16 protein-coding genes and 6 pseudogenes are annotated in these 20,477 nt (G+C 39.4%); 15 read left to right on the forward strand and 7 right to left on the reverse strand.

What is annotated here, in order from left to right; translation table 11 throughout:
• Nucleotides 1-117 precede the first annotated feature (117 nt).
• From MZO40_RS15710 to MZO40_RS15720, 3 genes and pseudogenes are all read left to right on the forward strand, one after another.
• Nucleotides 118-1,764: pseudogene (locus MZO40_RS15710) on the forward strand (DNA topoisomerase); the annotation flags it as partial.
• 120 nt (nt 1,765-1,884) lie between these two features.
• A complete protein-coding gene (locus tag MZO40_RS15715) occupies nt 1,885-2,100 on the forward strand; it encodes a hypothetical protein (RefSeq protein ID WP_003713050.1) in 216 nt (71 codons plus the stop codon).
• 2 nt (nt 2,101-2,102) lie between these two features.
• Nucleotides 2,103-3,087: pseudogene (locus MZO40_RS15720) on the forward strand (ArdC family protein).
• Here MZO40_RS15720 and MZO40_RS15725 read toward each other — a convergent pair.
• Together MZO40_RS15725 and MZO40_RS15730 are read right to left on the reverse strand one after the other, a co-directional pair.
• A pseudogene (locus MZO40_RS15725) lies at nt 3,017-3,854 on the reverse strand (IS30 family transposase). The pseudogenes MZO40_RS15720 and MZO40_RS15725 sit on opposite strands and share 71 nt — an antisense overlap.
• Nucleotides 3,855-4,010: 156 nt before the next feature.
• Nucleotides 4,011-5,417, reverse strand: a complete 1,407-nt coding sequence (locus MZO40_RS15730; RefSeq protein ID WP_103852000.1) for an MFS transporter — start codon at nt 5,415-5,417, stop codon at nt 4,011-4,013.
• A gap of 182 nt (nt 5,418-5,599) precedes the next feature.
• On the opposite strand from MZO40_RS15730, the gene MZO40_RS15735 reads away from it, so the two are divergent.
• The gene (locus MZO40_RS15735) at nt 5,600-6,943 is read left to right on the forward strand and encodes an NAD(P)/FAD-dependent oxidoreductase (RefSeq protein WP_252133405.1); all 1,344 of its coding nucleotides are present in this window, start codon (nt 5,600-5,602) and stop codon (nt 6,941-6,943) included.
• Nucleotides 6,944-7,173: 230 nt separating this feature from the next.
• Entirely contained in the window at nt 7,174-7,953 is a 780-nt protein-coding gene (locus tag MZO40_RS15740) for an MBL fold metallo-hydrolase (RefSeq protein WP_103851999.1), read from the forward strand.
• 249 nt (nt 7,954-8,202) lie between these two features.
• Here MZO40_RS15740 and MZO40_RS17555 read toward each other — a convergent pair.
• Together MZO40_RS17555 and MZO40_RS15750 are read right to left on the reverse strand one after the other, a co-directional pair.
• Nucleotides 8,203-8,650 (reverse strand): annotated as a pseudogene (locus MZO40_RS17555) (ECF transporter S component).
• A 176-nt stretch (nt 8,651-8,826) separates the two neighbouring features.
• Nucleotides 8,827-9,626 (reverse strand): IS5 family transposase gene (locus MZO40_RS15750; protein WP_252133406.1). Its coding sequence is split into 2 segments (ribosomal slippage): nt 8,827-9,356 and nt 9,356-9,626, totalling 801 coding nucleotides; the frame shifts between segments, so codons are not numbered across the junction.
• A 104-nt stretch (nt 9,627-9,730) separates the two neighbouring features.
• On the opposite strand from MZO40_RS15750, the gene MZO40_RS15755 reads away from it, so the two are divergent.
• The 6 genes and pseudogenes from MZO40_RS15755 to MZO40_RS15775 all read left to right on the forward strand — a co-directional run bounded on the left by MZO40_RS15755 (nt 9,731) and on the right by MZO40_RS15775 (nt 13,173).
• Complete coding sequence (locus MZO40_RS15755; protein ID WP_252133407.1) at nt 9,731-10,237, forward strand: hypothetical protein; 507 nt, start codon at nt 9,731-9,733, stop codon at nt 10,235-10,237.
• A 264-nt stretch (nt 10,238-10,501) separates the two neighbouring features.
• The gene (locus tag MZO40_RS15760) at nt 10,502-10,951 is read left to right on the forward strand and encodes a cupin domain-containing protein (protein WP_016385460.1); all 450 of its coding nucleotides are present in this window, start codon (nt 10,502-10,504) and stop codon (nt 10,949-10,951) included.
• A gap of 204 nt (nt 10,952-11,155) precedes the next feature.
• Nucleotides 11,156-11,368 carry a transposase gene (locus MZO40_RS15765; RefSeq protein ID WP_072557605.1) on the forward strand — a complete coding sequence of 71 codons (213 nt, stop codon included), beginning with the start codon at nt 11,156-11,158 and terminating at the stop codon, nt 11,366-11,368.
• On the forward strand, nt 11,313-11,525 hold the full coding sequence (locus tag MZO40_RS17670; protein WP_103852023.1) for a transposase: 213 nt from the start codon (nt 11,313-11,315) through the stop codon (nt 11,523-11,525). The genes MZO40_RS15765 and MZO40_RS17670 overlap by 56 nt, the downstream gene beginning before the upstream one ends.
• A 420-nt stretch (nt 11,526-11,945) precedes the next feature.
• A pseudogene (locus MZO40_RS15770) lies at nt 11,946-12,305 on the forward strand (recombinase family protein); the annotation flags it as partial.
• Nucleotides 12,306-12,373: 68 nt separating this feature from the next.
• A protein-coding gene (locus tag MZO40_RS15775) for an IS5 family transposase (protein WP_252133408.1) occupies nt 12,374-13,173 on the forward strand; the annotation gives its coding sequence in 2 pieces (ribosomal slippage) (nt 12,374-12,644 and nt 12,644-13,173; 801 coding nt in all).
• A 7-nt stretch (nt 13,174-13,180) separates the two neighbouring features.
• Here the strand turns inward: MZO40_RS15775 and MZO40_RS15780 are convergent.
• The 3 genes and pseudogenes from MZO40_RS15780 to MZO40_RS15790 all read right to left on the reverse strand — a co-directional run.
• Nucleotides 13,181-13,591 (reverse strand): annotated as a pseudogene (locus MZO40_RS15780) (ABC transporter ATP-binding protein); the annotation flags it as partial.
• 171 nt (nt 13,592-13,762) lie between these two features.
• Complete coding sequence (locus MZO40_RS15785; RefSeq protein ID WP_099722335.1) at nt 13,763-14,224, reverse strand: PAS domain-containing protein; 462 nt, start codon at nt 14,222-14,224, stop codon at nt 13,763-13,765.
• 29 nt (nt 14,225-14,253) lie between these two features.
• Nucleotides 14,254-15,402 (reverse strand): NADPH-dependent FMN reductase, encoded by a 1,149-nt coding sequence (locus tag MZO40_RS15790; RefSeq protein ID WP_252133409.1) that lies wholly within the window; start codon nt 15,400-15,402, stop codon nt 14,254-14,256.
• A gap of 335 nt (nt 15,403-15,737) precedes the next feature.
• Between MZO40_RS15790 and MZO40_RS15795 the strand changes: the two genes are divergently transcribed.
• The 4 genes from MZO40_RS15795 to MZO40_RS15810 all read left to right on the forward strand — a co-directional run bounded on the left by MZO40_RS15795 (nt 15,738) and on the right by MZO40_RS15810 (nt 20,310).
• Nucleotides 15,738-16,100 (forward strand): chlorite dismutase family protein, encoded by a 363-nt coding sequence (locus tag MZO40_RS15795; RefSeq protein WP_252133410.1) that lies wholly within the window; start codon nt 15,738-15,740, stop codon nt 16,098-16,100.
• A 24-nt stretch (nt 16,101-16,124) separates the two neighbouring features.
• Entirely contained in the window at nt 16,125-17,504 is a 1,380-nt protein-coding gene (locus tag MZO40_RS15800; protein ID WP_252133411.1) for an MFS transporter, read from the forward strand.
• Nucleotides 17,501-18,424: a ferrochelatase gene (gene hemH / locus MZO40_RS15805; protein WP_003645607.1), complete on the forward strand. Its 924-nt coding sequence runs from the start codon at nt 17,501-17,503 to the stop codon at nt 18,422-18,424. The genes MZO40_RS15800 and hemH overlap by 4 nt, the downstream gene beginning before the upstream one ends.
• A 353-nt stretch (nt 18,425-18,777) precedes the next feature.
• Nucleotides 18,778-20,310 carry an ABC transporter permease gene (locus tag MZO40_RS15810; RefSeq protein WP_252133412.1) on the forward strand — a complete coding sequence of 511 codons (1,533 nt, stop codon included), beginning with the start codon at nt 18,778-18,780 and terminating at the stop codon, nt 20,308-20,310.
• The last annotated feature ends 167 nt before the right edge of the window (nt 20,311-20,477 follow it).

Raw genomic sequence — 20,477 nt, forward strand, 5'->3', positions numbered from 1 at the left:
GCTCTGGTCGAATCTGTTCAAATTGTTTGCGGGTAATATTGCTTGGATAGTTTTTCATGGCTAAAACTCACTTTTTAATAAAACTATATCAGATTTTTTAGATATTAGACAGGTTCTAAAGAAGCCCAAACCCGTCAAATTAGTGACTGGTTAATTGGTATGAATGGCAGTCCTTTATATACTTTGTTATTAAGACAAAACGGGGTACGCGGGGTGTATTCGATTGGTCGAGTACAGACGCCAACCTTATATATGGTCTATCAAAGAGACCAGGCAATCAAAAACTTTAAGCCGGAACCCTATTTTGAACTAAATGCGGAAATTTTAGCCAATCAGCAAAAATTCGTCGCAAAATTAGACCCCTATCAGCGGTTTAAAGATGAAACAGGGCTAATGACATTCATGCAAGCTAAACACGTTCAGAAAGGCTCACAGGGCGGTTTAATCAAGGACGTGCAAAAGCAGGCTAAAAAGAGTGCCAGTCCCCAACTATTCTCGCTATCCAGTCTGCAAAGTGCGATGAATAAACGGTATCATGCCAGTGCCAGCCAAACCTTAGCGGCCATTCAGAGTTTATACGAAGCCAAGTTCCTTAGCTATCCCCGAACCGATTGTGCTTATATCACTGATGAAGAATTTGAGTATTTAGTGGCTAATCTGACGAAGTATCTGGGGTTAGTCTCTAAGCAAGTCGCTTTAACCAATACCACCCCGAATAAACGTTACGTCAATGGGAAAAAGGTTGAAGAACACTACGCTATTATCATGACTAAAGTTGTGCCGACGAAAAATCAATTAGCGGCCTTACCTAAATTACAGCAACAGGTCTATGACTTGGTTTTAAGAACGACGTTAGCGATGTTTGCTGATCCTTACGAGTATGAAGAAACCATCATTATTACCCAAGTTGGCGACGCCAATTTTAAAGCAACGGGTAAGGTCCCAACTAAGCAAGGTTGGCAAGTTTTATTTGATGATCACAAAGCCGACCAGCAAGAGGCAGCCACCCTACCGATCGTTCACCAAGACGACCAAGTTCAAGCAAATCTGCAAACACCGCAAAAAGAAACGACACCACCGGTGCCCTTTACCGAAGGTACCTTAATTACGGCAATGAAGACGGCCGGTAAAACGCTTGATGATGAAGAAGCCCAAGCGATTCTTAAAGATGTGCAAGGCATTGGAACGAGTGCAACCCGGGCAAATGTGCTGGAAGTGTTAAAGAAGCGCGGCTATTTAGTTACTGAAAAGAACAAGCTCCACGTCAGTGAAGCGGGGATTACTTTATGTAAAGCGGTTGAACTCGAACCCTTGTTAACTAGCCCAGAGATGACAGCAAAATGGGAGCAAGCGTTACAACAAATCAGTACCGAAGAACGCACCCCGGATAACTTTTTGAACCAAATCAAAAAGTTCGTGGCAAAATTGATTGCTGATGTTCCCACGCAATTGACTGGCAGTGCAGCCATTAAGCAACAAATCGATCACCAACAGCAAGCGCAAAAAGCCGCCGAAGTATTCTTAGAAACACCGCAAGCGACCGTTTTAAATAAACAGAAGTTTTACATTGTGAAGCCCAAGCAAGGTGAAGATTTTACCTTACCTAAGAAATGGAGTAGCAAGACGCTCGGGAAGACCGCAATTAAAGCGTTAGTTACCAAGGGTGAAACCAGCAAATTAAAGGGTTTCAAGAGCAAAAAGGGGAAGTCGTTTGACGCCAAGTTAAAGCTTGACGGCCATAAATTAAGTTTTGATTTTGATTAGAACCTGCCTACCGCCCTTCACGTTGTTCCGGTTGGTGAACCCGTCATTTAGGTTTACTTTTCAAAAACCAAAAAGTGAACCTAACCAACGAGTGTAATTGTAAAAGAAGGATGATATATCATGAAAAATGAACTGGAAGCATTAGCAAGCGAATTACCTATTTTGACGGATAAAAGCAGTTATAAGTACCTATCAGAAGTTGCGGGTAATGGCAAATATATTCAAGTTGCGTGGCAAAAAAAGAATGCCGAATATTTAGCACTTTACGGCACACAATCTATCAAGTTACCCCAAATTGATAATTCTGTAGAGTTTGTAGACGCCGAGGAGGGTTAATCATGCCAAGTAAAGTTGAAACTGAAAAATGGAAAAGGCAGCTTGTCGAAAATGCCGAAAAAGAAATTTTAAAACTAACTGATAGTGAAAAATTTAAAAGTTAACTTAATACCGTAGCAAAGTTTCACCGGTATAGCCAGCGTAATATTGACCTTATCTATTCTCAAAATCCAAATGCTGGTCAAGTTGCGGGCTTTAAAAAATGGCAGACTGATTTTAAACGATCAGTAAATAAAGGAGAAAAAGGGATCAGGATTGCGGCTCCCATTTAAAAAACTAACTCCAGAGGATCAGGAAAGACTTGATACGACTGAAGAAAAAGCCATAGTTGGTTATCGCTATATTCCAGTATTTGACATATCACAGACAAGCGGCGAACCAGTCCTAAGTGCTAAAGATTTTGTCAAAGAAAATTTAGTGGATCATAAAAATGTTACTAACCTGTACAATGAACTCAAAGATTATTTGAATAACAATACTGATATTAAAGTCAGTGAAAAAAGTCTGTCAGAACTTGGTGGCGCTAAAGGCTATTTTCAACCCAACACTAATGAAATCGTCATTGGCGTTGATACCAGTAACTATTCACTCGGTTATGTGGCTACTTGGGCGAAAGATAAAGCCGTGATCCATAGCGCTTTAAGTGAAATTCAGCAAGTTAGTAACAAAGTGATTGAGCTTAGTGACGGGTTAACCAAACAATTAGGCTTACAAGAAGCCCAAAAAGAGCCTGAGCATGATCTAAAAAAGCTATCAGCCCATGATCTTAATAAGTCCTATCAAGGCTTGCAACGACAAGTTCAACAAGCAACTAATCCACAACAAAAAGTGCAATTTAAAAATCAGTTAAATGATGTACACCAGGAAATCAGTAAGCGAACTCAAAAACAACTGCAAGCATTGGCAAATTACAAGTTTAATCCGAACAAGCCCGGAATCTTTCAATGGCAGTCTGTTGATGATGTATTTTTAATGGTCGTTGATTAATTAGTTCAAGTGCTGCTAGGATCTCATCAGTCGTTACTTGGCTAAAATTGGTCTTTTTCGGGAAGAACCAGCGTAACCGTCTATTAAAATATTCATTGGAACCTCGCTCCCATGGTGAATATGGATGGCAAAAATAAACTTTGATCTGATAATCCTGTTCTAAGGCCTGATAATTGGCAAACTCTTTACCATGATCAACAGTAATGGATTTTACTTGGGGACCGAAGGCCCCCATAAACTTGCCAAAGGCGGTGTTTAGAGCCTTAGCCGTTCTATTAGGGGCTTTGATGGCCCATAGAAGTTGGGTCTTACGTTCTACGAATGTAACCAGACATGATCGTGACTCACTTCGACTAGAAAGCACCGTATCTACTTCCCAATGACCAAAAGCTAACCGTTGATTAACAGTTGTTGGCCGTTGTTCGATGGAAGTCCCACTTGTAAATTTCCCACGATTTTCGCTCACTCGGTGCTGGCGGACATTCCGATTGGGTAGATCAGTCAATTTGAAGAGAAGCCAGCCACGATTAAGCCAATTATAAATTGACGCAGTGCTCAAGTTATAAGCGGCCGCAATTCCGCCTTTTGCGATCTGCATCTTGCTGAGCTAATTCTGGATCATAAGGTTTAACCCGGTCCAACTCATAGCTAATCGTAGCTTTGGCGACGCCTAAGGCGTCAGCCATTACTTGGTAAGATTTATTCCCCTCATTGACCAGTTGTGCTAGTGCGCCACGTTGAAAACGTGATAAAGTAGATGTACCCAAAGTAATCACTCCCTATATTGGTTGGAATTAGCTACTACCATTGTAAGTGATTGCTTTGGGCTTTTTAATTTCTGTTCGGATTAATTATAGAATTTGCCATTTGTAAAATAAAAGGGTAAAATGCCAAGAAAGTACGACATTTTACCTTAAATTAACTTACCTATTTTTGCAATTCTTTATGAAACGAGTAATAGTAATGATCTCGGCTATTACAGCAAATATCAATGCAAAAATGAAGGCGGTGTGTAAGCCAAACATAAATAATTGATTCTGCCCAACCGGGTATGTTGTAATGCTCTTACCCTCTCTCAAGCTCATTGAACTATAAAGAATTATTGTAGATAAACTAACTCCTAATTCCATTCCAAAATTACGTGCCAGTGAATTCACACTACCAGCAATTCCTAAAAATTTCTTGTCAACTGATGACATGATAACAGAATTATTTGGCGATTGGAAAAGTCCCATTCCGATACCGTAGAAGAAAGATGTAACGATAAATAGCCATAGTGGTGAATGTAAATTAAAGTTTAGAATTAAAATCTGGGCAATTATCAAAGATGCCAGACCAATAATTGAAATCTTTTCACCGCCAAATTTATCAGCAAGGGTTCCGCCAATTGGACCGAAGAAGGCGATTGTTAGTGGAATGATAGCTAATAATATACCGGAAAAGCCAGCATTATAGTTGCGGGCATTTACAAGGTAGTAAGGTATTAAAATACTGAAGAAATAACCAACAATAAATGCTAGTAACGCCGAGACAACTCCCATGGTGAAATTCGCGTTATCAAAAATCTTAAAATTAAGCATTGGTAATTTAACGTGATATTCAATGACAATAAAGGCAATTAACAGCACAATTGCAATTGCAAGGGTGGTTAAAATAATTGGATTAGCATAACCTTGTGTTTGTCCTTGCATTAAAGCATAGAAGAAAAAGGCAATGAATGCCGCAAAGGTAGTTGTACCATACCAGTCAAGTTTTTCATTGGTGTTTTTAAGAGAATCCTTAGGTAGGGAAGTGTTACTTACAAGAATTGCAACAATTCCAATTGGAACATTAATCCAGAAAATGTAGGACCAGCTACCAGTAGTTAAAATTAAGCCGCCCAAAGATGGTCCAGCAATTGAACCGAGAGCAAAGAAGGTAGCTAAAATTGATAGAGCTCGACCTCTTTCTTTAAGAGGAAACATTTCAGTCGTTATACCAAAGTTATTGGACATTATCATTGCAGCACCTAATGCTTGGATAGCCCTACCAAATAGAAGAAAACTAAAATTAATTTTGATTCCAGCAACTAGAGACCCAATTGTAAAAATTAAAGTTCCTATTTTAAAAATTTTTACTTTACCGACGATATCGCCTAACCGTCCAAAGAACATAATTAATGCTGAAATAATCATCAAGTAGATTGAAATGACCCATTCAATTGTACTAGAGGAGACGTTCATTTCTCTTGCCATGATTGGTGTTGCAATATTTACAATTGAAGAATCAAGCGATGTCATAAAAGTAAATAGTGCGATTGTAAGTAAAACAGTGATTCGTTTGCTTTTCATTATCTCATTCCTTTCTTACTTTTTAAAAGCTCTTAGTAAAGGTAGTGTATATGTTTACAATTGTCAACTGAATAAAGAAGACAAATTCTTAAATTTGTAGTCAATTTTAGAGCACATAATTTGAGAACAAGCATAAAAAAGAATAACTTATATAAAGTAAGCGAAATATGAAAGGACATAAGATGATGAAAAAATATGACATTATTATTATCGGCGGGGGTCCAGCAGCCATTAACTTCAGTAAAGCTGCACAACATAGTAATAAGAAAATTCTAGTTATTGAAGGGGATAAGTTCGGTGGAACATGCCCTAATTATGGTTGCGAGCCAAAAATTTTCTTTGAAGGAGCAGTTAGAAATGTACTTGGTAGTCAACTAATGGAAGGTCGTGGTATTGATCAAGCCAGCCGAATAAATTGGCCCCAACTTATGAAAACTAAAAAGGCAACGTGGAAAAATGTACCTGATAGTGAGGAAAAGAGCTTTGTAAAAGTTGGCGTTGACACTTTACATGGTTATGCAAGCTTTATTGATAACCACACTTTATTAGTTAACGAAGAAGAGTATTATGCTCCAGTTATTATTGTTGCTACAGGCCAGAAACCACGTAAATTGAATTTTCCTGGAAGCAAATTTACTCATAACAGTAATGATGTTTTAGATCTTGATGAATTACCAAGCAAGGTTACGTTTATTGGAGCAGGAATCGTTTCAATGGAATTAGCAACTATGCTTGCAGCTGCTGGTAGCCATGTAAGTATTATTGAAATGTTACCACGGCCAATGATGGCCTTTAGTGAAAAGCACGTTCAGAATACGGTTGATGATATGAGAGAGCGTGGAATTAGTTTCTACTTTGACCAAGGTGTAGAAAAGATTACGAAACTAAGTAATGATTACGAAATACTTACTTCAGATGGCAATGTAATTAAGAGTGATTATGTTGTTGACGCCAGTGGTCGAATTGCTAATGTTGATGAACTACATTTAGAAAATACTGATATTAAGTTATCTCAAAGGCATAGTATTATTGTAGATGATCACCTAGAAACAACGGCTAAGGGAGTATACGCTGCAGGAGATGTGATTGATAAAAAGGAACCTGCTTTAGTACCAACCGCTCATTTTGAAGCTATGTATTTAGCTGATCAAATTATGAACAAAAAGCATAATCCAATTCATTATCCGATTATTGGTTCCTCAGCTTTTACTTTTCCACAAATAGCTCAAGTTGGGATAAATATAGATGAAGCAAGGAAGGACAGCCAGTATCATGTAGTTGATATGGATCAACTATATAGCTCAGATATGGAATATGCTGGAAAAAATGATAAAAGTGCGAAGTTAAGTTTGGTATTCGATACTAATAATCAACTAGTTGGTGCAGCAGAAAGTAGTCAAAATGCTATTGATGATATTAACGGTTACATCCCGCTTATTGGATTACACGTTACTCGCAAGCAACTTAATGATAATTATCAGTTAATCTTTCCAGCTGTTAACTTTAAGACTGAGATGTCAATTTAACAAGTTCACCACACATTTTCGTTCTCCAGGTACTAAAAGTGAAATTACTGACTTTGCTGACTTTATGGATAAGACATGCCCAGTTCATGATAATCTCACTAATGCTGTACCAATTAAAACCGTTGGGATTAAAGTTGTTAAATAATATGGCGGTCAAAGTTAAAAGTATATGTACTCGAACACTTGTGGAAAGTTAGTTACGTGGAATCGCGAAAGGAATGACTATAGTAATGAAAATTACTCAACTAAGAAATGCTACTATAAAATTAGAATATAATGGTATTGTTTTTTTAATTGATCCAATGCTTTCTAAAAAAGGAACGTATCCTCCTATAGACAATGACCACGGTAATACAGAAAGGAACCCTATAGTAGAGTTACCTATGCCTGTTGGTGATATTATAGAAGGCATTGATGCTGTTATTGTGACTCATGACCACATAGATCATTGGGACGGTGCTGCAGAGGAATTAATTCCCAAAGACATGGTTATCTTCGTTCAAGGAGAACCTGACGCATCTTTAATTAAAAAAGTAGGATTTACAAATGTTCGTGTTCTTGAAAATAACATTTTATTTAAAGACGTTTCTTTGACACCTACGGTAGGTCAACATTATGAAAATGAAGCAGTAAAAGATGTTTTAGAAAAGGAATTTAACACTAGTCGGACAATGGGGGTAGTTTTTGAGGCAACGAAAGAAAAGAAACTTTTCTTTACTGGTGATACTATTTGGTTTGATGGATTAAAAAAAGAGCTTGATAATCATCAACCAGAGGTTATTGTTATGAATGCCGGCGGAAATGGGTTTTCTCAAGGTCGGTTGATACTAGATGATAAAGATGTTCTTAAAATTCATGAAGAAATGCCACATGCAATATTAATCGCTAGTCATCTAGAAGGGGTAAATCATTGGACAGTAAGCCGAGAGGATCTTAGAAAATTAAGAAAAGATCATAATCTAGATAATATCTTAATGATTCCAGATGACGGTGAAACGATTACATTGTAATGATCCACGAATAGAAACAAAAAGCAGATAAAGAAGAGAGACTCTTGAATAAGATTTATGGATTCGTACAGTTCTGATTGAAGGATTAACTTAGGCTAAACTAGTTAAGAATAATCTTATAATTGTTAAATAATGTTAGACCGATGTAATATTAACACAAGTCACCAAGGTTATCTATATCAGCACCTTAAAGTAATGTCATTTAAGATGCTGATATTTTTTGCGTAAAAATATATAAAACGAATTGAATTAAAATTGTCTATTTCTATGAAGTAATCGAAATAAAACATTACAGACAGCAACTGTAATAAGACCGGCTATAACGGCTTCGGGTACACCACTAGTAAAGACGACCGCTAGAATAGCTGAGAAAACGGCATCCATGCTTTTTCCAATAGCTTCTGCGAAATCCTACTAAAATCATACTTATATCAAGAAGCGTATTTGTTAGAGAACTAGCTAGTACAGTAAAAAATAAAGAGACGTTTTTATATTTGTTGTTTATCAGCCTCTTTAATCCTTCACAAACATGGGACAATTCGAAGTCCCAAAATAATGCACACAATAATAACAGGAATATACATCGTAGTTGCACTAATTGGACCAATTGGGAATAAACCCGTGTGGCGTAACAGCTAGTACAATTAGGTCTGCAAAAAGACATAGCAGTTAAAGTAAAGTTTTTTGTATTCTTCACGATTATTTCTTCCTTATGTATAGTTCATTATTAAATTATTTTAGTTGGTATATTAATAAAATGTGTATTCTTTTAACAGCAAATAATACAACGCCTGGAGCTGTACCTGAAAAACAAATGTATTTAGTAAAAAATACCTGAGATAAAACTAGGCCTGTTAAAGAGTTAGAACGTGTTTAGAATCTTTTCAAGAGTATTCGCAGGAAGGCTAAGCTAATCATCATCTTACTGGTGTTCAGCTTTCGCTCACAATTGCGCCAGAGGCGCCGATATTTTCCTAGCCAGCTAAAACTGCGTTCGATAACCCAGCATTGCGGGGTCACTTGACCGTGCCTAAGGTCACTCTGTTTAGCAATAATGACTTCAGCGTTAATCATTGCCTGAACTGATTGAGCAAAGTTGTTACCAGTATAACCACCATCGGCCATTACTCGTTGAACCAGGTCAAACTGTGATTTGTTTAACGCCAGTAGCGCATTGGCGCCATCACGCTCAGAAACATTGGCGGTTGTCACATGGACTGCCATCGGCAGCCCATTGATATCTACAGCAAGATGGCGCTTAATCCCACTCACCTTTTTACCACCATCGTAGCCGCTACTTTCAGCAGGATCGGTATTCTTGACACTTTGAGCATCTAGAATGATGAACGATGTATAAACTGAACGCTTCTGAGCCAACCGATGTTGGCTGACAATTTTTTTAAAACCTTATCCAGAGGAGTGATACCAGCAGGAGATGGCGTTTTAGTCCAAAGTAACCAGTAATAATAGACGGTTTCCCATTTAGGAAAATCACTGGGTAAATCGCGCCAAACGCACCCATTTTTCAAGGTATAAAGCAGGGCACAAAAGATATCATATAAATCAACCTTTCTTGGCTTAGTCCGCTTACGTATGCCTTCTAGATCTGTCCGGATTAGTTCAAATTGTTCACGAGAGATGTCGCTACTATAATGGTGTGCAAAGCTTTTCATGGATTAAAAACTCCTGTTTTTGATCTAATTTAACTAAAATCAAATCGAATGTCAAAGTATCCAAACACGTTCTAAGGCATTGCTGTTTTGTTTCTTGCTTTACAATGCTAAGCGATAAGGATTTTAAAGATGGCTTTTTGGATCCTAACATCGTAGAAAAATTAAAAAAGGGAAATGTCGATAAAGATGGTAATAAAGTTGATAGGACGTTTATAACCATTAGCGCAAAAAACAGGCCAAAATTACTGAACGAGTTATGTAAACAAGTTGGAGATTACTTGAAAGACAATAGGCTGAAAGGATCCGGACTATTTGCAAAAGATGTGAATTATCTAAATGACGAGGATTACAAAAAATCTGAGCTATACGAGGAAAATAATATAACAAAGATCAACGGAATTTTCATCAACAATGATACAAAAATGATCAGTCGATCCTCAATAACTGATACCTTGTTACAAAGTATATTATATTTCCTCTATTTAGTTAAACCCGCTTATTTCGAGGATCAACAAGAATATAGAGTGGGATTGACTTTAGATGATCCTATAGATGCAAATGAATTGTTTATCCCTATTCATGACTTAAGAAAGTATGTTAAATCCGAATAATTCAGTTACGCCAGCGGTCGGTTATTATGTTTTGCCAAACGGAACCGTTGTCCAACATTGGTAATCCAAATTTTAATGAAAAAGAGCTCAATGAGGTAGTGTCTACAACTTTCAAAAGTTATCTGCAAATATATCTCTTGAAAATCACTACAATATCATTGGGCTTTTTTTAACACTTTTCATTTTTAGGTTAGCCAAAACATATTTTATGGTTCATCTCAAACAATGTGTTATACTTAATTTGTATAGAAAGGAAGCAGTAAAATGACTGAAAAGCACTTAGAACTTAGAGATTATGGCCCACAACCATTTGCTCCAGATTTAAAGGCCGCTGCCTTAGCTAATGACAATTATCGAACTACTTTGTGGACGGGTGATCATTTTCAAGTCACTTTGATGGCAATTCCAGCTGGTGGTGGAGATATCGGAATGGAGATTCACCATGGTAATGACCAGTTCATTTATTTGGTAGACGGTGTTGGTCACGTTCAAATGGGCAAAGATAAAAATAAATTGACGATTGACCGTGAGATTCATCCTGGTGAAGCAGTAATTATTCCAGATAATACTTGGCACAATGTAATTAACGCTGGTAGTAAAACGATGAAGGTCTTCTCAATTTATTCTCCAGTAAAACACGCCAAGGGAACTGATGAAAAGACCAAAGATGATGCGATTCAGCAAGAAGGCCCACTAGAGGGCACTGGTGAATAAAGTCATGAGATTTTTTTTGACGATGCTAATTTAGCTTCTCTTAACCTGATTTATTCACAAAGATATGCAAAATATCCATCAAACACATGCATCACGCGTTTGATGGGTATTTTGCATTTTCACCTTTTAAGTGCACAAAAAGAGCCTCAGCTCTGGTATAGTTAAATTGGCAAACAAAACCACATGAGAGAAGAGGACTCTACATTGAAGACTTTACAGGAAATGGCGTTCAATTTCAACAAAAACATTTTAGTATCGCATACGGGTGGTCAATTATCTTCCGATGGCGGGCTGACATTGTGTGTAGAACTGATGGAAAAGTTTCAGTTCACCAACTTGGCCGACAAGCTATTGAGGCTCAATGACCAGCGGAGATATTGTCAACTTTTTAAAGCAGCTAGCACTGACAAAACATGATTCCGGCTTGTGCGTTAGCACATTGCGGATCCGTTTATTCAAAGTTGCGGCACGTGTTGTGCATACGGGCCGACGCATTCAGTTGCGGCTGAGCTCGCATCATGTTTACCATCGGCTGTTCTACCAGGCTCTACAGCGTATCCAGGCTATTGAATAACCGGCAAAATTAAAAAAATCTGTACAACCAAGGGACAAGTGTATCCAAAAGTTCAAAGCAATTCTGAGTTAGTTGAAAGATCTCACTAGCTAGAACTGATAAACATCGTATTTCAGCAAAAGATAAAGACATACCCGTCATTTTTCGTGTTTTTTCGAAAACTGACGGGATTTTTATGAACTATGAATAATTCAGGTTAAAGTACACAAATCTCAAGATATTAATAATTTAAGATTGGGAGATGTATAAGCTCTTGGGGTATATTTTTACTAATTTTTCATGAAAGAAAATTGAACAAATTTGTATAGCAATTCCCTTATAAGCAAGGCCAATAGGGCATACCCTATTGGCCGTTTTTATTTCTGTGCTATACTAGGAATCACAAGTGTTCATTAGAACTGTCCAAAAGGAGAATTGGAAATGGCTAAAATCGGTTATGCGCGTGTGAGTTCCAAGGAGCAACATTTAGATCGACAGTTAGCGGCTTTAAAAGACGTTGATAAATTATTTACGGATAAATTAAGTGGGGCTAACACTAATCGGCCAGAACTGAAAAAAATGCTGGCCTATATTCGTGAGGGTGATATTGTAATGGTCACTGAATTAGATCGCTTAGGCCGAAACAACCATGATTTGACTAAGATCATGAACTCCATTCAAAATAAGGGTGCCACCCTAGATGTGTTGAATTTACCGTCCATGACAGGGATTGCTGACTCCAATTTACGTCAACTCATGACCAACCTCATTATTGAACTTTATAAATACCAAGCTGAGAACGTGTTTGGATACTTTGACATTCGATTTGATTTTAGTTAAATTAGATCAAAAACAGGAGTTTTTAATCCATGAAAAGCTTTGCACACCATTATAGTAGCGACATCTCTCGTGAACAATTTGAACTAATCCGGACAGATCTAGAAGGCATACGTAAGCGGACTAAGCCAAGAAAGGTTGATTTATATGATATCTTTTGTGCCCTGCTTTATACCTTGAAAAATGGGTGCGTTTGGCGCGATTTACCCAGCGATTTTCCTAAATGGGAAACCGTCTATTATTACTGGTTACTTTGGACTAAAACGCCATCTCCTGCTGGTATCACTCCTCTGGATAAGGTTTTAAAAAAATTGTCAGCCAACATCGGTTGGCTCAGAAGCGTTCAGTTTATACATCGTTCGTCATTCTAGATGCTCAAAGTGTCAAGAATACCGATCCTGCTGAAAGTAGCGGCTACGATGGTGGTAAAAAGGTGAGTGGGATTAAGCGCCATCTTGCTGTCGATATCAATGGGCTGCCGATGGCAGTCCATGTGACAACCGCCAATGTTTCTGAGCGTGATGGCGCCAATGCGCTACTGGCGTTAAACAAATCACAGTTTGACCTGGTTCAACGAGTAATGGCCGATGGTGGTTATACTGGTAACAACTTTGCTCAATCAGTTCAGGCAATGATTAACGCTGAAGTCATTATTGCTAAACAGAGAGACCTTAGGCACGGTCAAGTGACCCCGCAACGCTGGGTTATCGAACGCAGTTTTAGCTGGCTAGGAAAATATCGGCGCCTCTGGCGCAATTGTGAGCGAAAGCTGAACACCAGTAAGATGATGATTAGCTTAGCCTTCCTGCGAATACTCTTGAAAAGATTCTAAACACGTTCTTATACATATGGTCTTCCAACCCGACACGTTTCAGCGCTGAAATGGCCTTTTCCTTTTTCTCGGCGGCGGGCACACCACTGAGCGTCATGCCCAATTCAACGTTGTCGATGATACTCAGGTGATCAATGAGATTATAACTTTGGAAAATGAAGCCGACCGAGTTGTTCCGGTACGCGTCCCAGTCGGAGGCTTTGAACTCCTTGGTGGACTTTCCCTTAATAATCAAATCGCCGGAGTCATAGACGTCCAACCCGCCAATATTGTTTAACAACGTGGTCTTCCCAGAGCCGCTGGGGCCAAGGATCGCGACAAATTCCTGTTGCCGAAATGAGACGGACACATCATCTAACGCCTTCGTGGTCGTGTCGCCCACCTGATAGTATTTTTTAAAATGTTGCAGTTCGAGCATGTGATCCTCTCCATTTTTTGAAACGGATGTGTGGGTAAATTCAATAATGTAACCGATTTCACACAGCTGTTTAATTCTGATTATAGGGGTTGGGATTGGAAAGTCAACGAAGAACGCGCCAGTCAAAAAAGACACCGACTGCAATGGTCAGTGCCTTTAGTTAACGATGTCTTACTTTTTATCAACCGTAATATCCCGACTGTTTTCAAGAATCTTAGTCCCCTTGATCGATTGCAGATGCGCAATGTCACCAGTGAATTCGAAGCAGCCAAGGTACTTGCCGTCTTCATCACGGATAGCGAAGTATGAAATGTAGACCATCTTACCCTTTAATGGCAGCCAGAATTCAAATTGGTCACGAGTGCCGGCGTGGAATTCCTTGAGGATCTGTTCCACTTTATCGCTGGCTTGCTTTGGGTGGCATTCCAGCACTTCTTCGCCAACTTGTTTTTGCGTCCGGCTGAAAATCCGGTTGCCGTCATCGGTGAACCACTTGAAATGGTCGGTGGCGTCCACGAAGTCAACTTCGAAGGGCAGGGTGTTCAACAGGACACGCAGGGCTTCCAATGGAATATCGCCAGTGGGGAAGTGTAAAACGTCATTGCTGTCTAAAGTCACTTTTTTATCAGTCATGTTAATTTCCTCCTATATATGAAGCGTTGTTAGTGTTCAGAAGCACCGGTCGTGGCGTCAGCCGCAGCCGGTTGGTCTAAATCAGAAGAGTAGTCACTGGTCGTTTCCTTTGATGCCCCCGTAGTTGCATCATCGTGTTCGGAAGCACCAGTGTTGGTGTCCGTTTCCGGCTTTGGATCATCTAAGTCTGATGAGTAGGTGGGCACATCGTCTGATTTCTGAGATGCGCCAGTAGTGGCATCCGCTAGTTTCTCGGAAGCACCGCTAGTGGCATCCGTTCCCGCAGCCACCGGCGTGTCTAGATCAGACGAGTAGGCCATGCCGTCAGCCGGCTGTTTGGAAGCACCAGTCGTGGCATCAGCGGCCTGAGCCGGGTAGTCGAGGTCGGATGAGTAATCTGACGCCGTATCCTTTGAAGCACTTGAGGTCGCATCAGTATGCTTAGAAGCACCAGTCGTGGTGTCGGTCGTCGGCTGTGTCGATGCATCCAAATCAGAGTAATAGTCGAGGCCACCAGCTGGTTTCTTCGATGCGCTCGCAGTCGCATCGGTCTTCACAGGGTGGTCGAGGTCAGACGAATAATCTGGCGTGGTGTCCTTTGACGCGCTGGTCGTGGCGTCTGGTTGCGCGTCACCAGTTGGCACGTAATTGAAGCCCATATAACCGGTAAATTTGTTAAAACAGTGGTCTAACCACTTAACGGCCAATGGATCGGCCAGTTCGTCACCGTTAAAGGCCGCAGCAACGTTGGTCAGGACAAACTGATCACCGGTGAGTAACCCAGCGTTCAGTTCGGGCGACCGCAGAATAGCTGAAAGATTGTCGAGTGCGTCGTCAACGCCCTGGTCATCCAGGGATGCGCCAATCAGCATCGTTGGCTTGTTTTTAAACGGATGGCCCGCCACCGCCAGCCAATCAAGCACGGAACTTAAGGCTGATGGAATGGCATGGTGAACCTGTGGGGTGCCAATGATTACCCCATCTGAGGCAGTAATAATTTCAGAAATGGCTGAAACCTTGTTAGGAACTTCACTGATATCCTCAGAAAAAAGCGGAATGTCGTTTATCTCACAAAGCGTGATGTCTGCGTCGCTTGAAAAGTGTGTTTTCAGGTAATTTAACAGCTGACGGATGTAAGATTTTTGCGAATTCGTTCCGACAATGGCAACTAATTTCAATATGACCCCTCCTTTATAAAGAAGAATGTAACCCTTTACACTGTTGATTATAGTTTATTCCGAAAATATTTCAACCGTATTCCGTATATACGTAAAATAGGTTTCTAAAAATAGATATTGAGAAAAGTTGCTACAATAAGGCTTTTCGGTTGACGTAAGCACAATTTTGCACGATAGTTATTTTGTTAACGCTTCTATTTATACTGGTTCTAATCACCTGATAAATTAATTGTTCAAAAATATACAAAATAATGGGGCGTATATTCTATAAAATATGCTAAAATCGAGTTAATAATTATTACGGATATATGTATTCGTTGTGAGGAGGAAACAAAATGAGGTTAAAGAGGTTAAGACACATTATTGGGATCCTTGGGGCGCTGGTGTTTTTTGCGCTGGGGATGGGTGCGGTGACTACGCAGGCGCATACCCTAACTTACGATGAGCGCCGTCAATTCATGCATGATCATGGCACAGTCGGTCGGACATATGCTGGTAAAATTTGGCAATATATCACTGGATCCATTGGTCTGGACAATTTCGAATGGGGCGTGACTCTTTTTGCAGAGACACCACTGATGTTCAAAAAATTATTGCTGAGATGCGTTATTATGAAGCCAGTTCTGTCTATGGTGAGTTTCCATATTTTGTGGTGGGCACACACATGGACAATGCTGGATTACAAAAAATGTTTTTAGAAAATTGGGAGGCTTAAGTTATTAATGATTAATACGGTTGAGAAAGTACGATCGCATTTCTGGATTTATGCAATTGCAGTTTTTTTTTCGCAACTAGATGGGGGCACGGTGTCAACGATGCTTCCAGCACTAACCCGGACTTTTGGCTTGAGTTCAGTGAATTCATCCTGGGTTGCAGGCATTTATACATTGGGACTAGTGATCGGTACACCAATCGCTTCTAATTTATCAGATATTTATGGCGCAAAAAAAATATTTATGGGTGAACTAGGTATTTGGTTCCTGGGTGCTCTATTAACCGGTATTGCGCCAACATACGGTTTATTCCTACTAGGTCGTTTTATTCTGGCTTTAGGGGATTGTGGCATTATTGTATTATCCATCAATCTCATGTTACATACGGCTGGACATCAACGCCAAGGCCGTAAAGTCTCTGTTGTTGGTGTTGTTTCAGGTTTAGCTTCAATCTTCGCCCCTATTTTTGTAGGGTTAACGCTGGCCTTTACAGGTAACTGGCGTGCCTTTTATTATAGTTTATTGCCATTTATTGCTATTTTATTCCTATTAGTATGGCGGATTTTAGATAACGAAGTGAAAGAAGAACAGTGGCAAACTGATTTTCCAGGTCTAACCGCCTTTACAATCTTTATCACCTCATTCATGCTCTTCCTGACATTTATTCAACAATTCAACACTTATAAGTATCTCATCTTTGCTCTAATAGTAGTTGCAGCAATTAGCCTGTGGACCTTCATCAGAGTTGAACGCAATATTGCACCTAATAAGATGCCATTTTTACCAATTAATTTATTGAAGAAACCCGCATATAGTTTAACGCTGTTATTAGGTTTACTCGGCGGTACACTTTTCGCCGTATTCATCTACATTCCTACCTATGTTCATACTGTTTTCCATCTACCAATGCGTCTATCAGGGATGACTCTAGTTGTCACCGGGTTGGGGAGTGTGATCGGTTCTTGGATCGGTGGCCTAATGGTCGATAAACTAGGTAATAAAAGAACATTAATTATTTCGGCCGCTTCAATTGGCTTATCCGGTCTTTTAATTATTTTTGGTCTAAGCCAATTACGCCTCTTCACAATATTCTCCTTCATCCTCGGCCTTGGTTTAGGTAGCTTCATGTCTGCACCATTGCAAGTTATTGCCGGTCGGATGGCTGGTAAGGGGAATCGTGTCCAAGCAATCGGCGGCCTATCCACCACCAAAAAAATTGGTGCCACCGTTGCACCAATTGTCTACGCCTCCGTTATTCAATTAAATGTGAATAATGGCCACATGGGTATTCAAGTTTATCGTGGTATTTTTGTCCTATTAGTAGTGATTGCAGTGATCAGCATCATTGTTACTAGTTTAATTCCCTTTACGAAAGAAGAAAATCTATGAGTAATAAAAAAGCAGTTCTATTAATGTCCTATGGTACACCCTATGAAATTAGCGATATTATGGGCTATTACACCAATATTCGCAACCATCACGAGCCACCAAAGCCATTGTATGATGAATTGGTAAGCCGTTATAAAGCCATTGGCGGGACTTCACCGTTAGCTAAGATTTCTGACGCCCAGGCGAAAGGATTGCAAGCACAATTAGATCAAGAGTTCCCCGGTGAATATCAAGTTTTTGTCGGTTATAAATATATTCATCCATTTATTCAAGATGCAGTTAAAGATATTTTAGCCGCTGGGATTAAAACTATTTACGGTATTCCTTTGGCACCGCACTACTCAGCTTTTAACACGGGTGACTATCATGCCCGAGCTAAGGAAGTGTTGGTTAACCATGGAGATGTAACCTATGTTGAAGCAAAGAGCTGGTGGCAAAATGATGATTTGATTCATTTTTGGAGTGATCAATTGGTAGCATTGAAACCACAAATCGACCAGCCTGATACTAAAGTCATTCTCAGTGCCCATAGTTTACCAATGAGTATCATTGATGGGGGTGACAGTTATCGTGATGAAGTTGAAGCAAATATGCGTACCGTGGTTAAAACTGCTGGATTAACGCCAGATCAATATACCATTGCTTGGCAAAGTGCTGGTCGGACAGAACAGAAATGGATCGGACCAGATTTTGTTACAGTGGCACAAAACTTAATTGAACAGGATAATATCAAACATATTATTTCCGCATCCGTTGGTTTCATCAATGATAATCTAGAGATTCTATATGATGTGGATATTGAATTAAAGCAGGCTATTGAAACTAAGGGTGGCAAATTAACCCGACTACAAATGCCTAATGACGATCCTAAGTTGATCAGCGCCCTAAAAGCAGAAGTACTTAAATTAGCAAAAGCATAAGCAAAAAGAGCCTGGACATTAACGTCCAGGCTCTTTTTATCTATAGATGATTATGGGAGGATAATCAATCAGATAGGGGATGAAATTAATTTAATACTTGAACTGTTGCGGAAGTGACACCATAGCTTGGGATTGAGCTATTAGGCATAGCAACGTCCAATTGTTGTGGGTTACTGTATGCTGACCGCATTATTGAATTTGCAGATGGTAAAATTCAGCAAGATACGCGGCCATTTAACGGGAATGGCAGTACCACACGTTTTCGTTTGAAACGAACGAAAATGAGTTTTTTCACCGCATTAAAGTTATCTTTTAATAATATTCGAACCAAAAAGGGGCGTACTTTTTTGACCATGTTTGCGTCTAGCATTGGTATTATTGGTATTGCGGTGGTTCTAGCACTGTCAAATGGGTTCCAAAGACAAATCGATCAGACCCAGAAGGAGACTCTATCTCAATTTCCAGTGACTATTAGTCAAGTGGGACAGGATGGCTCCGGGCAGCAGCAAAATTTAAAACAAGAATTTTCCAAAAGTAATTCGGTTACAGCCGCTACTAGTGCAGCTGAAAAAGCTCAGCATGAAAATAAATTGACGTCAAATTATCTTGACTATGTGGATAAAATTAGTCCTTCGCTCACTAAAAATATTAGTAAGACCTATGCCACTGGACTTAATTTGATTAGAAGTGTTAACGGTAAATATCAGGCTGTTAAATTTTCAAATACCAAACAAAGTGGTCAAGCCGATTTTGCGACCTTAATGGCTCAAACTACAGGTGTAGGTGGTTCTGTATATCCCATTGACCGGAATGGCGGTCAAAGTTTTTTAAAGTCTAACTATAAATTATTGTCTGGGGCTTATCCTGATAAACCGACAGATGTTGTGATGGTCGTTAATCGAGATAATTCAATTAATATCAATGCTCTCCGTAATTTAGGAATTTCTGTTAAAGAAAATAAAAAGTTTACCTTTGATCAATTAATTGGGACGACGATGCAATTAGTTAGTAACGATGATTTTTATCAATCCCTACCGACGGGTAATTTTTTACCAGGAAATGACTATCAAAAAATGTCTCAAGCCAATAAAACCAAGACGTTAAAAGTGGTCGGAATTTTGCGAGTTAAGTCTAAAAATAGCGATGGTATTTTAGCTAGTGGGATTGCTTATAGTGATCGGTTGACTAAACAAGTTATGGAAGATAATCGCGATTCGGCTATTGTCAAGGCACAAAAGAACAGTAATCGTAATGTCATGACCAATCAAGAGTTATCAGCAGAAGCCAAGCCGCAGATGTTAGCCATGATTGGTGGCAATGCTGTACCAACTAGTATTCAGATTTATCCTTCAAGCTTTAAAGATAAAGATCAAATCTTGAGCTATTTAGATAAATATAATAAAGGTAAAAGTAAGGTCAATAAGGTGGTTTATACTGATCTTGCAGGGAATGTTTCTAATTTAACCGGTGGCTTGATGGATGCGATCACTTATGTGTTAGTGGCCTTTGCAGGCATTTCGTTAATCACAAGCATGATCATGATTGCCATCATTACCTATACTTCGGTACTGGAGCGGACTAAAGAGATCGGTGTTTTAAAAGCTTTAGGTGCAAGAAAAAGGGATATTACCCGGGTATTTGACGCTGAAACAACTATACTAGGTTTTGGTTCAGGTATTTTAGGTGTCTTAATTGCGTGGTTATTGACTTTTCCAGCAAATATTATTTTGGAGAAAATTACCGGCTTAAGTGGCGTAGCCGCCCTTAATCTCATGCATGGGGTAATTTTAATTCTGATCAGCACAGCATTAACCGTCTTGGGTGGCCATGTGCCTGCTAGAATGGCAGCTAAAAAGGATGCTGCCATTGCCCTAAGGTCAGAATAAAACAGCAACCAACGTAATTTTCTATTTACATTTAAGCTAAAATTCTATACGCCGGATTTAAAATTGAAGTGCAACACCTAAATGACTAGACCAAAAAGGCCATGAAGACCTATTCTTATAGTTACCACAACAAATAAGAAAAGAGATGTCTTCATGACCCTTAACCA

Source organism: Lactiplantibacillus sp. B652 (assembly GCF_023806745.1).
GTDB classification, from domain to species: domain Bacteria; phylum Bacillota; class Bacilli; order Lactobacillales; family Lactobacillaceae; genus Lactiplantibacillus; species Lactiplantibacillus pentosus.

Bases quoted from the DNA above. Each gene is read 5' to 3' on its own strand.
- MZO40_RS15715 (WP_003713050.1), top strand. From the start codon at position 1,885: ATGAAAAATGAACTGGAAGCATTAGCAAGCGAATTACCTATTTTGACG.
- MZO40_RS15730 (WP_103852000.1), bottom strand. From the start codon at position 5,417: ATGAAAAGCAAACGAATCACTGTTTTACTTACAATCGCACTATTTACT.
- MZO40_RS15735 (WP_252133405.1), top strand. From the start codon at position 5,600: ATGATGAAAAAATATGACATTATTATTATCGGCGGGGGTCCAGCAGCC.
- MZO40_RS15740 (WP_103851999.1), top strand. From the start codon at position 7,174: ATGAAAATTACTCAACTAAGAAATGCTACTATAAAATTAGAATATAAT.
- MZO40_RS15755 (WP_252133407.1), top strand. From the start codon at position 9,731: ATGCTAAGCGATAAGGATTTTAAAGATGGCTTTTTGGATCCTAACATC.
- MZO40_RS15760 (WP_016385460.1), top strand. From the start codon at position 10,502: ATGACTGAAAAGCACTTAGAACTTAGAGATTATGGCCCACAACCATTT.
- MZO40_RS17670 (WP_103852023.1), top strand. From the start codon at position 11,313: ATGACCAGCGGAGATATTGTCAACTTTTTAAAGCAGCTAGCACTGACA.
- MZO40_RS15785 (WP_099722335.1), bottom strand. From the start codon at position 14,224: ATGACTGATAAAAAAGTGACTTTAGACAGCAATGACGTTTTACACTTC.
- MZO40_RS15795 (WP_252133410.1), top strand. From the start codon at position 15,738: ATGAGGTTAAAGAGGTTAAGACACATTATTGGGATCCTTGGGGCGCTG.
- MZO40_RS15800 (WP_252133411.1), top strand. From the start codon at position 16,125: ATGATTAATACGGTTGAGAAAGTACGATCGCATTTCTGGATTTATGCA.
- hemH (WP_003645607.1), top strand. From the start codon at position 17,501: ATGAGTAATAAAAAAGCAGTTCTATTAATGTCCTATGGTACACCCTAT.
- MZO40_RS15810 (WP_252133412.1), top strand. From the start codon at position 18,778: ATGTTTGCGTCTAGCATTGGTATTATTGGTATTGCGGTGGTTCTAGCA.